This window comes from Burkholderia cepacia, from assembly GCF_029962485.1.
In the GTDB taxonomy this organism is placed as follows: domain Bacteria; phylum Pseudomonadota; class Gammaproteobacteria; order Burkholderiales; family Burkholderiaceae; genus Burkholderia.
Genome location: NZ_CP073637.1, coordinates 1,421,073 through 1,435,600, shown reverse-complemented (window position 1 = coordinate 1,435,600; position 14,528 = coordinate 1,421,073). Strand labels below are relative to the sequence as shown.

Sequence of the window (14,528 nt, the reverse complement as noted above, 5' to 3'; positions counted from 1 at the left end):
ATACGTCTACCGGTTCTGCATATAATTTGGCCATCTGGAGGGAACTATTCGTGGACATGACGTTTGACGACGCGGCGACCGGCGGCTCGCGAACCATGGCGTCGGTACTGGCCGACACCATTCTTCGGGACATCGTGTCGGGTGCGCTCGCGCCCGGCTCCAAGCTGAAGATCCGTGAGCTGGCCGACCGCTACCAGGCCGGCGTGATCCCGCTGCGCGAGGCCGTATCGCGGCTCGCGATGAGCGGCTTCGTCGACGCGGAGGACCAGCGCGGCTTTCGCGTGACGCCGGTGTCCCGCGCGGATCTCGAGGACATCACGTCGGTGCGGCAGTGCATCGAGTCCGAAGCGCTGCGCGACGCGATCGAAAGCGGCAACCTCGAATGGGAAGCGTCGGTGCTCGCCGCGTTCCACCTGGTGAACAGCCTGCCGACCGTCATCGACGAACCGCCGCGGATGAACCCCGACTGGGAACGCGCGCACGACCACTTCCACGCGACGCTGCTGGCCGGTTGCCGTTCGAAATGGCTCAAGCATTTCGCGGCGACGCTGCGCACGCAGACCGCGCGCTACCGGCATCAGTCGCTGCGCAGCCAGCATGCGGGCGAGCGCGATGTCGGTCGCGAGCACGAGGACATCGTGAAGGCCGTGATCGCGCGCGACGCCGATCGAGCGTGCGAGCTGCTGCGCCAGCATTTCGCGGTCACCGCGCAGCTCGTGCTGGAAGACACGACGCCCGCCGACGGCGCGGCATCGGCTGCCTCCCCGCGCACCGCCGGCAAGGCACGCGCGCGGCGCTAGGCCGGGCGCTTCATTCGTCACCCGCGAGCGCCGCCCCGCTTCGCGCGACCTGCCGCGCGCGCCATGATCCGCTCCGCCGGAGTGGGCCGGTCGATCGGCGCATCCGTTTCGCCCGTCAAGCTCATACACATCAGTTATCCTGACCATGTCCGTCATGGTAGGGGCATGCTGCACCCGTTCGCGCGCGTTTGCCGTTCGATGAACGAGAACACTATGTTCTGTCCGCGCGCGCTACGCACCGCAGCACGAATCGCATAAGCTGACCACACTCGCCGGCACCCGAATCCGGCGAATCGCCGGACGCGCGCCGCGTCGACGTCGCCACGCACAGTCGCGCTTCGATCGTCGTGGCACCGCACCGCAGCAGAATCGCATCGCGCCCGCACGACGGGACGGCGCGATCGTGATCCCCAGCCTCCCACCACCCTGATCTGGAGAGAACCATGGCAAGCGAACCGGTTCGCGACCCCGCGAACGACCACCTGCTCACCCCGCAGAACGCGGCGTTCATCGTCATCGATTACCAGCCGGTCCAGGTGAACTCCATCGCGTCGATGGATCGCCAACTGCTGATCAACAACATCGTCGGCGCGTCGAAAGCGGCCGTCGCGTACGGCCTGCCGATCGTCCACTCGACCGTGAACGTGAAGACGGGCCTGAACAAGCCGCCGATCCCGCAACTGCGCAAGGCGCTCGAAGGCTATCCGACTTACGACCGCACGAGCATCAACTCGTGGGAAGACGTCGAATTCCGCAAGGCCGTCGAGGCGACCGGCCGCAAGAAACTGATCATGACCGCGCTGTGGACCGAAGCGTGCCTGACCTTCCCGGCGCTCGACGCGCTGAAGGCCGGCTACGAGGTGTACGTGGTCGTCGACGCGGTCGGCGGCACGTCGGTCGCCGCGCACGAAGCCGCGCTGCGCCGCATCGAGCAGGCCGGCGGCCAGATGATCAGCGTCGCGCAGCTGTTCTGCGAATTGCAGCGCGACTGGGCGCGCAGCGCCACCGTGCCGGCATTCATCGACCTGTTCATTGAAACCGGCGGCACGGCCGGCATCCAGTTCTCGTACGACAAGAGCTGAGCCGCGACGACGCATGCCGTTTCGCGCGGTTGCGCCCGCCCGGACACCGCCGGGCGCAACCGCAACGACCTACCGCGTCGACGCCCGCCGTCGACACCGCCCCTCCGACCGATACCGGATACGAACGCGCCATGGCCGACTATCTCCTGTTCGCGGGCCGCATTTTCATCGCGCTGATGTTCGTGCTGAGCGGCCTCAACAAATTCCTGTTCTTCCAGCACGGCCTCGAGGAAGTGCGCGCGAAGAACCTGCCCCTTCCACACCTTGCGCTCGCCAGCACGATCGTCGTCCAGCTCGTCTGCGGCATCGCGATCATGGTCGGCTTCCAGACCCTGCTCGCCTCGGTGCTGCTCGCGGCCTTCACGCTCGCGACCGCGATCGTGTTCTACGACTTCTGGAACCAGCAAGGCAACCAGCGCACGCTGATGCTGACCGGCTTCCTCGAACACATCAGCATCATCGGCGGCTTCATGATCCTGATCGCCGCCGGCCCCGGCCGCCTGGTCACCCACGGGTAAGCCGCCCGTCCATCGCCCCGCACGCGCACGAGATCGGAGCACGAACATGACACAACTGCACATCGTCGCAGTGCTGTACGCAAAGGCCGGCCACGAGGCACGCCTGCGCACCCGGCTCGCCGAACTGGTCGAACCGTCCCGGCAGGAACGCGGCAACCTGCGCTACGAACTGCTGATCGACGAAGCCGACCCGCGTCGCTTCGTGTTCGTCGAGCAGTGGGAGGACGCGCAGGCGCACGCCAGCCATCACAACGAGAGTCCGCACATCGCCGCGTTCCAGGCGCGTGACTGGGACGCCGTCGACAAGGTGGAGGTCTATCGCCTCAACCAGCTCGCCTGACGGCCGCTGCCAGGCCGGCAACGCGCGCAAGCCGCGGATTCGACGATCGCGCCGCCCCGGCGGTGGCGCGATCGATCGTTCCATGCACGGAACACTGAGGACCATCCAGCCCGGCTATCGACAGACGACACCTTCCACTACGCTTGAACCCATACGGACTACCGACAGCGTCGGGCTCGCGTGAAGCGCCCTGCCCGCGAACCGCCCGTTCGCGCTACGTTCGGCGTGCCGGATACGCGTCGCGTTTCCGCGTATTGCAGCGCGTGCCGCCGCGCATCGCGCTTTCGTCGCACCATTCGCGCCGCCGCAAGCCGCCGTATCGTCCGTCGATCGCGGCGGCAAGCGCGACAGACGACCGCCCCTGACACATGCCCGACGCCCCTCGGACTGCATCATGAAATCCCTGAACATTGACGATATCCAGGCCTTCCTGTTCGCCGTCGAGCGGCAGAGCATCACCGAATCCGCGCGCCGGCTCGGCCTGTCGAAGTCCGTCGTCAGCAAACGCATCAGCGACCTCGAACGCACGCTCGGCGTGCAGCTGCTGATGCGCTCGACCCGCAACGTGACGCCGACGGAAGCCGGTTTGACCTTCTATCGCGCCGCGTCGGAATCCATGCGCCGGCTCGTCGACGTCGCCGAGGAAATCGCCGAACGCGCGCACGGCCTGTGCGGCGAGCTGCGCATCACGTCGCCCGTGAGCCTCACCCGCCGCTGGCTCGGACCGGCGGTCGCGAAGTTCGCCGCCGCGCATCCGCAGCTGCGCGTCACGCTCGAAACCGACGATCGCTCGGTGAACCTCGAAGTCGAGCGCTTCGACGTCGCGATCCGCTCCGCGCGGCTGCCGGACAGCGCGCTGATCGCGCGCCGCGTCGCCACCTGCGAGCGTGTCGTCGTTTGCAGCCCCGGCTATCTCGCGGCCCACGGCGCACCGGACTCGATCGACGCGCTGCTCGAGCACCGCTGCCTGAACTACAGCCACGCGGCGCCGTCGGCCACGTGGACGTTCACGACACCTGGCAGCCTCGGCAAGCCGCGCGCGATCACCCCGGGCAGCGTGTTCCTGTCGAACAACGGCGAGACGCTGTGCGATGCCGCGGTGCAAGGCATCGGCATCGCGATGCTGCCGCGCTACATCGCCGACGAATATCTGCGCGACGGCAGGCTGGTACGCGTGCTCGCCGATGAAGCGCCTCAGGACGAGGTGATCTACGCGGTCTATCCGCGCAATCCGTATGCAAGCAACAAGCTGAAGCTGTTCATCGAGCACGTGCGCATCGCGCTGCTCGACTCGCCATGGTCCGCCGGCACGGACAAGGTGCTGCACGACGAAACGCTGTCGACGGATTCCGTCTGAAGAGATGCGCGCCACCCTGTCGAGCCTGATCCATCCTTCGCTCACGCCATGCCACCGGACAAGCGCACGATAACGCGCCCCTTCGATGCAGCGACCTTCGCACGCACGCTGCTTGGCATGTGCCGCGAATACGGCCGGACCGACGGCGCGCGCCTGATCCATGTCGCGAAGACGGCCGTCGCCGTCGTGCTCGCGCTGAGCGTGTCGATGCGGCTGGAGCTGGCGGCCCCGCGCACGGCGATGGTGACGGTCGTGATCCTGATGATGCATCAGCACAGCGGGATGGTGATGGCGCGCGGCTTCTATCGCGGCGTCGGCATGCTGGTCGGCAACCTGGCCGCGATCGTGCTGATCGGTGCATTCCCGCAGGAGCGCGTGCTGTTCCTCGGTGCACTCGTGCTGTGGATCGGCTGCTGTACGTGGGGCGCCGCGTACTTCCGCAACTATCAGTCGTACGGCTTCGTGCTCGCCGGTTATGCGACGTGCATCGCGGCGATTCCGTCGATCGAACGTCCCTACGACATCATTGCCAATGTCGTCACCGGGCTCGGAGAAGTGTCGATCGGCATCCTGTCGGCCGGCGTCGTCAGTGCGCTGATCCTGCCACGCCATGTTCGCGCAATGCTGATGAAGACCGGCGAGGACCACTATGCGGACTTCATCGGCTTCGTGCGCGCCACGCTCACGCGGACCCTGCCGACCGACGAACAGAGCCGCCGCTACATGCGGCTCGTCGCCGCGCGCGCGCAACTCGAGAACCTGCGCAGCGCGGCGGTGTTCGAGGATCCCGACCTGCGCGCGCGCAACGACATCATGACGCGCATGGCCGGACAATTCCTCGATGCCGGCGCGCGCTTCCACGCGCTGCATCAGTATCGCGCGCGCCTGGACCTCGCTGTCGAGCATCGTGCGGCCGACGTGCTGTCGGCCGCCTGCGACGACGTCGCGCACGTGCTGCCGCCGGACGATCCCGCGCGCACGTTCGACCTGCGGGTCGTCGAGCAGCTCGTCGACGCACTCGACCAGGTCGTTGCGCGGTTGCCGGAAAGCGGTACGCGCGAACCCGCACCGACACTCGTGCCCGACGCGCGCGATGCGCTGACCGGCCTGTCGCTGCTCCGACAGGCGCTCGACAGCCTGCGCGCATATCTGGCGGACTTCGTCGCGATTCGTCTGCAGCCTGCGCCCGCCGCGATCGCACCCGGTACGGCCCGGGCGCCGGCCCGGATCGTCACTAGCGCGAATCGCATGGTGTCCGCCGCGGCGGGACTGCGCGCGATCGTCGCGGTGTCGGCGGTATCGCTGTTCTGGATCGCGTCGGGCTGGACCGGCGCGGCCGGTGCCGTGGTCTCCGCGACGATCGCCAGCGCGCTGTATTCGATCATGCCGGCGCCGGCCGCGGCGACACGCCAGGTCGCGCTTGGCTGCGCGGTCGCCTGGCTCGCCAGTCTCGCGTTCAATTTCGGTCTGCTGCCCGGCCTGGACGGCTTCGCGCCGCTCGCCGCGGCAGTCGCGCTGTTCGTCGCGGTCGGCGCGTATCTGAACTCGTTTCCGAAGACGGCCGCGTTCGGCCTCGGCTTCAACATCTACTTCTGCTTCCTGACCAACATCACCAACCCCGGCGTCTATGCGCCCACCGCGACGCTCGATGCCGGCTTCTCGTCGATCCTTGGCATCGTGGCCGCGTCGCTCGCTTATTCCGTCGTCGCACCGTATGCAGGCGACTGGGCGACCGGACGCTATCTCCACGCGCTGCGGCGACTGGTTTCAGTCGATGCGTGCTTCGGCGAACTCGTCGGCCTGATGCCGCGCTTCGATGCGGGCGTGCGCGATTTCATGCTGCAGATCGCCGCGCGACCGGCAACCGGCCACCTCGGTCAGCAGGAACTGTTCGCCTGGAGTTTCGCGTCGCTGGAGATCGGTCGCAGCATCGTCGACCTGCGCACGGCCGGCGCCGCCGAGCCGCCCGACAGCGCGTGGCGTGTGCACGAACGCGCGCTGTGTACGGCGGTTGCGCGCCTGTTCGAGCAGCCGTCGCCCGAGACGCTGCGCGATGCCGAACGCGCTGCCACCGATGCGCTCGCCGCGCTGAACGCCACGCCGCTGCTCACGACCGGGACGGCGCAGCGCGTCGCCGACTACGTCCACTTCATCCTCGTGTCGCTGCAATGCAATCTCATCCCGCTGCAGCCCCCGTCCACCCTGCCCACCTAGACCGATGACGCATGCGCGTAATCCCGAGCGCCGCAGCGCGGCGCGCTCGCCCCGTCTCCTCGCCACGCACGCGATCGCGGCGCTCGCCGTGCTGTGGCTCGGTGCGTGCGCGAACACCGGCGGCATCGCCCCGCGCGCGACGCTCGTCGATGTCGACACGCTCGCGCAAGGCATGCCCGCAGCCGCCTCGGAGGCGTCGTGGCCGCGCGACGACTGGTGGCGCGCGTGGCACGATCCGCAGCTCGACGCGCTCGTCGACGATGCCATCGCCGGCAGCCCCGCGCTGCGCGTCGCGCAGGCCCGCATCGACCGCTATGCCGAACTCGCACGCGTCGCCGGCGCGTCGCGCTACCCGATCGTATCCGCGAGCGGCGACTTCGGCCGCATGCGCTTCGCCCGCTTCGCGAGCCCGAGCCCACCGGGCGGCAACACCGTCTGGAACAACTCGGTGGGCGCGAACCTCGGCTACCCGCTCGACCTGTGGGGCAAGCATCGCGCCGAACGCGACGGCGCGCTCGACAGCACGCTGGCGGCCGAGGCCGACGCACGCGTCGCGCGCCTGACGCTCGAAACCGCGGTCGTGCGCACCTACGTCACGTTCGCGAAGACATTCGACCAGCGCGACGTCGCCGTGGCGACCCGCAAGCGCCAGCAGGACGTCGTCGACATCATCGCGCGCCGCTACCGGGCGGGTCTCGCGAGCCGCTTCGAAGTCACGCAGGCCAGCACGCCGGTCGCGACGACCCGCGCGCAGATCGAGGAACTCGACCGGCAGCTCGCGGTGCTGCGCAACGCGCTGGCGGTGCTCACCGGCCGCGGGCCGGGCGCTGGCGCGGCGCTCGCGCGGCCCGCGCTGCGGCTCGACGTACCGGTCGCACTGCCGGCGAACCTGCCGGCCGAACTCGTCGGCCGCCGGCCGGACATCCGCGCCGCACGCTGGCGCGTCGAGGCGATGGCCAAGGGGATTCACGCCGCGCACGCCGACTTCTATCCGAACATCGACCTGATCGCGAGCGCCGGGCTCGCGTCCGCGGCGTTCGGCGGCTTCTTCACGTTCATCGACAACGATGCGATGACGCACGGGTTCGGCGCGGCCATTTCGCTGCCGATCTTCGACGGCGGCGTGCGTCAGGGCCACTACGGCGTCGCGGTCGCCGACTACGACCTTGCGGTCGAGACGTATAACGAGGCCGTGCTCGCGGCGTTTCGCGACGTCGCTGACCAGGTCGTGTCGCTGCAGTCGCTCGCGCAGCAGCAGGTGGACATCGAGGCGGCGAACGGGTCCGCGCAACGCGCGTTCGACGATGCGACGCAGGGCTATCGCGCGGGCCTCACGGATTACCTGAACGTGCTGTCGACCCAGACCGAACTTCTGCAGGCACAGCAGGCGCTCGCCAGCGTGCGCGCCGCACGCCTCGACACCTGGGCGCAGCTGATGGCGGCGCTCGGCGGCGGCGTCGAACTGACGGGCGACGCCGCCGCCCGGCCACCACGAGGAGTACCCGATGTTCGCTGAATTTCCGCTCGCGTCGCTGCTCGTGCCAGGCGTGCTGCCTGCGTTCCTCGGCTGCGGCCTCGCCTTCTGGATCGTCGACCGCGTGCTCGCCCGCGCGGGGCTGTACCGGCACGTGTGGCATCCGGCGCTGTTCCGCGTGTCCGCGTTCGTGTGCCTGTTCTGCGGCGCCGGCCTGCTGCTGGCCGGCTGATGGATCACCCTGCTTCGTATCGAGTCAACATGCGTGCCCAAACCTGTTTCCGCGTGGCGGCCACCCTGCTGCTGTTCGCCGCCGCCATCCTGCTCGCCCACGCGCTGTGGAACCGCTACATGTATGCGCCGTGGACGCGCGACGGACGCGTGCGTGCCAAGGTCGTCAATATCGCGCCCGACGTATCGGGCATCGTGACCGACGTGCTCGTCGCCGATAACCAGCCGGTGCGCCGCGGCGACGTGCTGTTTCGCATCGACGCCGATCGCTTTCGCTACGCGCTCGCGCAAGCCGACGCGCAGGTCGACCTGCGCAAGGCCGAGCTCGACATGCGCCGCCAGCAGGCGTCGCGTCGTGCCCAGCTCGACAGCGCAGTGATCTCGGCGGAAGTGCGCGAGGACGCCGGCTCGGCCGCGCGGCAGGCACGGGCCGGTTACCAGGCGGCGCTCGCGACGCGCGACGTCGCGCGCCTGAATCTCGCGCGTAGCGAGATTCGCGCGCCGGTCGACGGCTACATCACGAACCTGAACCTGTACCCGGGCGACTATGCGAGCGCGGGCGTCGCGCGCCTCGCGCTGATCGACGCGCATTCATACTGGGTCTACGGCTATTTCGAGGAAACCAAGCTGCCCCAGGTGCATGTCGGCGATCCGGCCGAGATCCGGCTGCTCGCCGGCGGGCCGTCGTTGGCCGGCCACGTCGAAAGCGTCGCGCGCGGCATCAGCGATCGCGACAACCCGGCCGGCTCGACGTTGCTCGCCGACGTCAATCCGATCTTCACGTGGGTCCGGCTCGCGCAGCGCGTACCGGTCCGGATCCGGCTGGACGGCATGCCGCGCGACGGGTTCCTCGCGGCCGGGACGACCTGCACGGTCACGCTGCGCCCGACGCCGCACGCGGCAGCGCGCAGCCCGGCGCCGGAGGCGCGCCAGTGACGCGGCATTGCGGCCGAATGCGCGCGGGCACACCGGTGTTCGATATCGAGCAACACCGTGTTCTTCGTCGCACGCCTTCCGATGGCGCTGCGTGCGCTTTTACACTGGGGGTTCGTCGACGATGTGGACAGTGCGCCGACGCATCCCGAACCGACCGCGCACGGTCCCGATCGACCCCGAGGGGCGCCGATCTCACAGGGCGACAGGAGGCCGGCAATGGCATTCAGCGTACCGAATGAACTCCCGTGTGGCGCCGGTCAGCCGATGCCCCCCCCGTTCGTCACCGCATGTTGCGGGCCGGTCTCGCGGCCGTCGCACCGAGGACAATCAATCATGTTGACCGTTACTCCCGTCGGCATCGCGCCGCGCGCGTCTTCGCCCGGTCGCAGTCAGGTTCAGGTCACGCTGCTCGAGTGGTCGCACGAATCGCTCCTCGTGCGCTGGGTCGAAAGCGGCCGCCTGCACTACGGCGAACAGAAGTGGCGGCGCACGCTCGCGCGACGCGACGGACGGTGCGCGTATTCGGGCCGCGCGATCGTGCAGGGCGAGGCCGTGTTTCGTCCGACCGGTCGGCCGCGGCCCGCGAATCATCTCGCGATGATTGCAGCCGCCGCGGTTGCGTCGCTCGATGCTTGATGCTTGATGTTCGGCGTGATGCAGCGTCGATCGCGCGGAACGAGGTGTGCTTCTTCGAAACCTGTTTGCGCGAGCCGTACGTTGCCGGGGAACAGACGGCACCCGCTTCGACACGTCTTGCGCACGACGGAGACTCGTTCGCACACATTTCACCGGGTTCGTTGATCGCCAGGAGACAGTGCGTCGCGCAGATGCCCGCTTATCGTTTGACACGATTGCACGTATCGTCGACACATGCTGTCTGATGCCGGCGATGTCATCGACTTCGTTCGCCAACCGCGCCGTACACGCTCATGTGGAAGCGGCCGCCATCAAAAGGAAACCGATCATGGAATTCGTACTGGACCACTCGCTCGACGACGAAACCGCGCGCGCGGTCGAACATGAAATCTGGCGAGTCGACCCCGACGCGAAGGTCGAGATCGATCGCGCGACGTCGCACGTGAAGGTCGAATCATGGCTGTTCCCCGAGGAATTCGTCGTCGCGTTCGAGGATGCCGGCTACAGCGTCAGGATCAAGGATCACTGACGCGCGAAGCCCGGTCCGGCACCCTTACAGCGGAAAACTGAACTGTACCCACAGCTTGTCGCCCTGCGGCCGGTTGCGCACCGCGAACTCGTGCTGGTACTTCACGACCACGCCCGACGCCGGCCCCCACATGTAGCGCAACTGCGGACCGATCGCGACCGTTTGCCCGCGAAAGCCGTCCGAGCCGACCTTCACGCCGTCCTGCGTATCGTCGGTGAACTGCTTCAGGAACGTGCCCTGCACGCCGACCTGCACGCGCCGGTCGATCGAATAGCCGATCAGGTAGTCGAGCACGGCGACCGCGCCCGAGTGGTAGCGCGTCGCGTGGTTCGGCGAGTTCAGCTCCAGCAGCGTGGTCGTCGAAATCTCCCAGTCGCGGCCCGGAAACCACGTCGTACTGAGATATGGCAGGAACGCATACGTGTTCAGCCCCGTGTTCGCGATCCGGTTCACCGAGTATGCGCCGCTCGGCACCGCGAACGACGGTGAGAAGAACGCGAAGAAGGTCTTCGACGCATTCGCGTAGTTGACCATGAACGGCTCGAGGATCACGTCGCCGAGCGACGTGCGGTTGCCGGTGCCGCCCGGCGTCGACAGATGCAGGTGCACGATCGGCACGATCGCGCTGCTCGACAGCGAGAACGGCCCGAACGTCGCGCCCCAGGTGTGGACGACGCGCGGCGTTTCCGCGACGACGCTCAGGTGGAACCCCGGCACCGCGTTGCCGCCGTCCGGCCCGGCAAAGCGGTTTGCCGAGTAGTACAGCGAATAGTTGAAGTACTGCGTGTTGCCGGGCGGCGGCAGCATCCCGTTCAGCACCGTGTTGACGCCGAACGGATAGCTGATCTGCCCGCTCTCCGTGGCCGACGCCGGAACGTGAATGGCTCCAGCGATCAGGAGTGCCAACGGCACCCGTCGCAATGCATGTTTCATGTCGTCTCCAGACCGGATTGTTATCGTGTAATCGCGAGCCGGGCTCTGCCGGCCCGGGGAGACGCAATGTAAAACGCACGACAGCGGCGAAAAAGACGACGATCGGGAGAACAGTTCTCCGTCACACGGAGAAATGCGCGACAGCGCCGCGCCGGCCCGCGATCAGCGGCCGACTTCCTTCCATTTGCGCGCGAGTCCGAGGCGTTCGAAACGCTCGATCAGGAACTCGGTGAAGACGCGGATCTTAGCCGGCTGGTGCCGGCGGCTCTGGTACGCGATGTTGACAGTGAGCGCCGGCAGTTGCCAGCCGGTGAGCACCGGCACCAGCTTTCCCGCGACGATATCGTCATGGATGATGTAAAGCGGCTGGATCAGGATGCCGAGCCCGGCGAGCGCCGCCGCACGGATCACCTGCCCTTCGTTCGCATCGAGCACGCTCTTGATCGTGACCGACTGCGTCTTCGCGCCATGGCGGAAATGCAGCACGTACGGATCGTTCGCGAGGTTGTAGACCAGCAGCCGATGGTCGCACAGCGCATCGGGCGTCGCCGGTGCGCCATGCTTCGCCAGATACCCGGGCGACGCGGCCAGCACGCGCCGCGTCTCGGCGAGCTTGCGCACGGTGATGCCCGAATCGGCTTCGTGCTCGCGCGTGCGGATCGCCACGTCGATACCGGCCTCGATGAAATCCGGGTAGCGGTTCGCCGCGATGATCTGCACGTTCAGGTTCGGGTAGCGCCGGTGAAACTCCGGCAGCGCGGGCGCGATATAGATCGATGCGAACGACACCGACGCGGTCACACGCAGCGTGCCGGCCGGATTGACGCTCGCCTCGTTGACGGCGGCATCGGCCTCGGACAGCTCCGTCAGGATCGCGACGCAACGCCGGTGGTACTCGTGCCCCGCGTCGGTCAGCCACAGGCGGCGCGTGGTGCGCTCGACGAGCCGCGCGCCCAGCCGCTCCTCCAGCGCATTCAGGCAACGGCTCGCCGCCGCGCTCGACATGCCGAGCCGGTCAGCGGCCTTCGACAGGCTGCCCAGCTCGGCCACCTGCACGAAAAATTCGATCTGCGTCCACTTGTCCATGCGTTCGATTCTTCCACCTGGCGGAGAACAAAACTCCTCCAAACCATCTTTTTTACGATTCTGGGAGGAATTAATGTTACGTCAACGCGCCATCGAACGACATCAGGAGACAACCCCTATGCGCAATCTCAACGAAGACACCATCACGCAGGCCGTCATCGCGTCGCTCTCCGGCTGTCGCGACGAGCGGCTGCGCACGGTGATGACGAGCCTCGTCCAGCATCTGCATTCGTTCGCCCGCGAGACGAAGCTCACCGAGGCCGAATGGGAAGCCGCGATCGGTTTCCTGACGGCCGTCGGCCACATCACCGACGACAAGCGCCAGGAGTTCATCCTGCTGTCCGACGTGCTCGGGCTGTCGACGCTCGTCACCGCGCAGAATCACGCGAAACCGGCCGGCTGCACGGAGGCGACCGTATTCGGCCCGTTCTATGTCGACGGCAGCCCCGAATTCGCGATGTTCGACGACATCGCGAACGGCGCGTGCGGCGAGCCCTGCTTCGTGTCCGGCCATGTGCGCGGCATCGACGGCACGCCCGTCGCGAACGCGTCGTTGGAAGTCTGGCAGGCCGACGAGGACGGCCACTACGACGTGCAGCAGCCGGACGACGACGGGTCCGTCACGCATCGCGCGCGCGGGCGGCTGCGCAGCGGCGCCGACGGCCGTTACGCATTCCGCTCGATCCTCGCCGAGCCGTATCCGATTCCGCACGACGGCCCCGTCGGCGCGATGCTCGACGCGCTCGGTCGCCATCCGTGGCGCCCCGCGCACCTGCACTTCATGATCGATGCGCGTGGCTACGAAACGCTGATCACGCACGTGTTCCGCGACGGCGACCGCTATCTCGACTCCGACGCCGTCTTCGGCGTGCGCTCGACGCTCGTCGCCGACTGGGTACGGCATGCGCCGGGCCTCGCGCCCGACGGAACGCGAATGGACACGCCGTTCTACACGCTCGACTACGACTTCGTGCTGAATCACGCGGAGCGTGCCGCATGATCCGGCACGTCGTGATGTGGAACGTTGCAGGCGCAACCGACCACGAGCGCGCGAAAGCACGCACCAGCGTCAAGACGGCCTTCGAAAGCCTGCGCGGCCGGATTCCCGGCATGACGCACCTCGAGGTCGGGGCGGATTTCAGCGCGGCCGACTACGCGTGCGACCTGATTCTCGTCGCCGAATTCGAATCGCGCGAAGCGCTCGACGGCTACGCGACGCATCCCGAACACGCACGCGTACGCGACGCACTGACGGGCCTGCGCATCGCACGCCATCAGGTCGACTACGCCACGGAGTGACCACGACATGAACTTCATCTATCAGTCGCGTCCGGCACGCGTCGTCTTCGGCGCAGGCAGCCTGCAACATCTCGAACGCGAGGTGCTGGAACTCGGCGCGCAGCGCGCGATCGTCCTCTGCACGCCGGAGCAACGCGGCCTCGCGCAACGCATCGTCGACAGGCTCGGCGCACGTGCCGCCGGGCTGTACGACCGCGCGACGATGCACGTGCCGATCGAAATCGCCCGCGATGCGCAGGCGTTTGCGCGGTCATGCGACGCCGATTGCGCGATCGCGATCGGCGGCGGCTCGACGATCGGCCTCGGCAAGGCAATCGCGCTCGAAAGCAGCCTGCCGATCCTTGCCATCCCGACGACGTACGCCGGCAGCGAAATGACCCCGATCTACGGCCTGACCGAAGGCGGCCTCAAGCGCACGGGCTCCGATGCACGCGTGTTGCCGAAAACAGTGATCTACGATCCCGAGCTCACCGTGACGCTGCCGGTCGAGCTGTCGGTGACGAGCGGCCTCAATGCGATTGCGCATGCAGCGGAAGGCCTGTACGCAAACAATGCGAATCCGGTCATGAGCCTCGTCGCCGAGGAAGGCATCCGCGCGCTGGCGCGCGGCCTGCCCGGCGTGCGCCGGAACGCGGCCGATCTCGCTGCGCGCGGCGACGCGCTCTACGGTGCGTGGCTGTGCGGGATGGTCCTCGGCAACGTCGGCATGGCGCTGCACCACAAGCTCTGTCACACGCTCGGCGGCAGCTTCAATCTGCCGCACGCGCCGACCCACACGGTCGTGCTGCCGCACGCGCTCGCGTACAACGCAGCGCATGCACCCGAGGCGATGCAGCGGATCGCCCGCGCGATCGGGACGAACGACGCCGCGCGCGGCCTCTACGCACTGGCGCTCGACAACGGCGCACCGGTCTCGTTGAAGGCGATCGGCATGCAGGAGGCCGATCTCGATCGCGCGGCCGATCTCGCGGCCGCCAACCCGTACTGGAACCCGCGCCCGATCGAACGCGACGGCCTGCGCGCACTGCTGCAGGATGCCTTCGACGGCAACCTGCCCGGCACGACCGCGCACTGAGCCGACCACACGACAAAC

General features: G+C 67.8%; 16 protein-coding genes. 14 read left to right on the top strand and 2 right to left on the bottom strand.

Annotated elements, in window-relative coordinates; translation table 11 throughout:
- The first annotated feature begins 56 nt into the window (after positions 1-56).
- The 11 genes from KEC55_RS06675 to KEC55_RS06625 all read left to right on the top strand — a co-directional run bounded on the left by KEC55_RS06675 (position 57) and on the right by KEC55_RS06625 (position 10,117).
- Entirely contained in the window at positions 57-800 is a 744-nt protein-coding gene (locus KEC55_RS06675; RefSeq protein ID WP_282507493.1) for a GntR family transcriptional regulator, read from the top strand.
- A 443-nt stretch (positions 801-1,243) separates the two neighbouring features.
- Positions 1,244-1,882: a hydrolase gene (locus KEC55_RS06670; protein WP_282507237.1), complete on the top strand. Its 639-nt coding sequence runs from the start codon at positions 1,244-1,246 to the stop codon at positions 1,880-1,882.
- Positions 1,883-2,013: 131 nt separating this feature from the next.
- Positions 2,014-2,400, top strand: coding sequence for a DoxX family protein (locus tag KEC55_RS06665; RefSeq protein WP_282507236.1), 387 nt, complete (start codon positions 2,014-2,016; stop codon positions 2,398-2,400).
- Between the two features lie 46 nt (positions 2,401-2,446).
- Positions 2,447-2,740, top strand: coding sequence for a putative quinol monooxygenase (locus tag KEC55_RS06660; RefSeq protein ID WP_282507235.1), 294 nt, complete (start codon positions 2,447-2,449; stop codon positions 2,738-2,740).
- A gap of 403 nt (positions 2,741-3,143) precedes the next feature.
- Entirely contained in the window at positions 3,144-4,097 is a 954-nt protein-coding gene (locus tag KEC55_RS06655) for a LysR family transcriptional regulator (RefSeq protein WP_348995443.1), read from the top strand.
- A gap of 48 nt (positions 4,098-4,145) precedes the next feature.
- Positions 4,146-6,311: an FUSC family protein gene (locus tag KEC55_RS06650; protein ID WP_282507233.1), complete on the top strand. Its 2,166-nt coding sequence runs from the start codon at positions 4,146-4,148 to the stop codon at positions 6,309-6,311.
- A gap of 4 nt (positions 6,312-6,315) precedes the next feature.
- Positions 6,316-7,827: an efflux transporter outer membrane subunit gene (locus KEC55_RS06645; RefSeq protein WP_282507232.1), complete on the top strand. Its 1,512-nt coding sequence runs from the start codon at positions 6,316-6,318 to the stop codon at positions 7,825-7,827.
- Positions 7,817-8,017 carry a DUF1656 domain-containing protein gene (locus KEC55_RS06640; protein ID WP_282507231.1) on the top strand — a complete coding sequence of 67 codons (201 nt, stop codon included), beginning with the start codon at positions 7,817-7,819 and terminating at the stop codon, positions 8,015-8,017. The genes KEC55_RS06645 and KEC55_RS06640 overlap by 11 nt, the downstream gene beginning before the upstream one ends.
- A gap of 29 nt (positions 8,018-8,046) precedes the next feature.
- On the top strand, positions 8,047-8,952 hold the full coding sequence (locus KEC55_RS06635) for an efflux RND transporter periplasmic adaptor subunit (protein ID WP_282507230.1): 906 nt from the start codon (positions 8,047-8,049) through the stop codon (positions 8,950-8,952).
- 333 nt (positions 8,953-9,285) lie between these two features.
- Complete coding sequence (locus KEC55_RS06630; protein WP_282507229.1) at positions 9,286-9,588, top strand: DUF3331 domain-containing protein; 303 nt, start codon at positions 9,286-9,288, stop codon at positions 9,586-9,588.
- 328 nt (positions 9,589-9,916) lie between these two features.
- Positions 9,917-10,117: a hypothetical protein gene (locus tag KEC55_RS06625; protein WP_282507228.1), complete on the top strand. Its 201-nt coding sequence runs from the start codon at positions 9,917-9,919 to the stop codon at positions 10,115-10,117.
- A 24-nt stretch (positions 10,118-10,141) separates the two neighbouring features.
- On the opposite strand, the gene KEC55_RS06620 is transcribed toward KEC55_RS06625, so the two are convergent.
- Both KEC55_RS06620 and KEC55_RS06615 read right to left on the bottom strand, forming a co-directional pair.
- On the bottom strand, positions 10,142-11,050 hold the full coding sequence (locus KEC55_RS06620) for a SphA family protein (RefSeq protein WP_282507227.1): 909 nt from the start codon (positions 11,048-11,050) through the stop codon (positions 10,142-10,144).
- A 162-nt stretch (positions 11,051-11,212) separates the two neighbouring features.
- Positions 11,213-12,136: a LysR family transcriptional regulator gene (locus KEC55_RS06615; protein WP_282507226.1), complete on the bottom strand. Its 924-nt coding sequence runs from the start codon at positions 12,134-12,136 to the stop codon at positions 11,213-11,215.
- A gap of 118 nt (positions 12,137-12,254) precedes the next feature.
- On the opposite strand from KEC55_RS06615, the gene KEC55_RS06610 reads away from it, so the two are divergent.
- From KEC55_RS06610 to KEC55_RS06600, 3 genes are read left to right on the top strand one after another with little or no spacing between them, the layout of a single operon-like run.
- Complete coding sequence (locus KEC55_RS06610; protein ID WP_282507225.1) at positions 12,255-13,136, top strand: intradiol ring-cleavage dioxygenase; 882 nt, start codon at positions 12,255-12,257, stop codon at positions 13,134-13,136.
- Complete coding sequence (locus KEC55_RS06605; RefSeq protein WP_282507224.1) at positions 13,133-13,435, top strand: Dabb family protein; 303 nt, start codon at positions 13,133-13,135, stop codon at positions 13,433-13,435. The genes KEC55_RS06610 and KEC55_RS06605 overlap by 4 nt, the downstream gene beginning before the upstream one ends.
- 7 nt (positions 13,436-13,442) lie before the next feature.
- Entirely contained in the window at positions 13,443-14,510 is a 1,068-nt protein-coding gene (locus tag KEC55_RS06600) for a maleylacetate reductase (RefSeq protein WP_282507223.1), read from the top strand.
- The last annotated feature ends 18 nt before the right edge of the window (positions 14,511-14,528 follow it).

Coding starts and splice junctions, on each gene's coding strand:
- KEC55_RS06675 (WP_282507493.1), top strand. CDS start 57: ATGACGTTTGACGACGCGGCGACCGGCGGCTCGCGAACCATGGCGTCG.
- KEC55_RS06670 (WP_282507237.1), top strand. CDS start 1,244: ATGGCAAGCGAACCGGTTCGCGACCCCGCGAACGACCACCTGCTCACC.
- KEC55_RS06665 (WP_282507236.1), top strand. CDS start 2,014: ATGGCCGACTATCTCCTGTTCGCGGGCCGCATTTTCATCGCGCTGATG.
- KEC55_RS06660 (WP_282507235.1), top strand. CDS start 2,447: ATGACACAACTGCACATCGTCGCAGTGCTGTACGCAAAGGCCGGCCAC.
- KEC55_RS06650 (WP_282507233.1), top strand. CDS start 4,146: ATGCCACCGGACAAGCGCACGATAACGCGCCCCTTCGATGCAGCGACC.
- KEC55_RS06645 (WP_282507232.1), top strand. CDS start 6,316: ATGACGCATGCGCGTAATCCCGAGCGCCGCAGCGCGGCGCGCTCGCCC.
- KEC55_RS06640 (WP_282507231.1), top strand. CDS start 7,817: ATGTTCGCTGAATTTCCGCTCGCGTCGCTGCTCGTGCCAGGCGTGCTG.
- KEC55_RS06635 (WP_282507230.1), top strand. CDS start 8,047: ATGCGTGCCCAAACCTGTTTCCGCGTGGCGGCCACCCTGCTGCTGTTC.
- KEC55_RS06630 (WP_282507229.1), top strand. CDS start 9,286: ATGTTGACCGTTACTCCCGTCGGCATCGCGCCGCGCGCGTCTTCGCCC.
- KEC55_RS06625 (WP_282507228.1), top strand. CDS start 9,917: ATGGAATTCGTACTGGACCACTCGCTCGACGACGAAACCGCGCGCGCG.
- KEC55_RS06620 (WP_282507227.1), bottom strand. CDS start 11,050: ATGAAACATGCATTGCGACGGGTGCCGTTGGCACTCCTGATCGCTGGA.
- KEC55_RS06615 (WP_282507226.1), bottom strand. CDS start 12,136: ATGGACAAGTGGACGCAGATCGAATTTTTCGTGCAGGTGGCCGAGCTG.
- KEC55_RS06610 (WP_282507225.1), top strand. CDS start 12,255: ATGCGCAATCTCAACGAAGACACCATCACGCAGGCCGTCATCGCGTCG.
- KEC55_RS06605 (WP_282507224.1), top strand. CDS start 13,133: ATGATCCGGCACGTCGTGATGTGGAACGTTGCAGGCGCAACCGACCAC.
- KEC55_RS06600 (WP_282507223.1), top strand. CDS start 13,443: ATGAACTTCATCTATCAGTCGCGTCCGGCACGCGTCGTCTTCGGCGCA.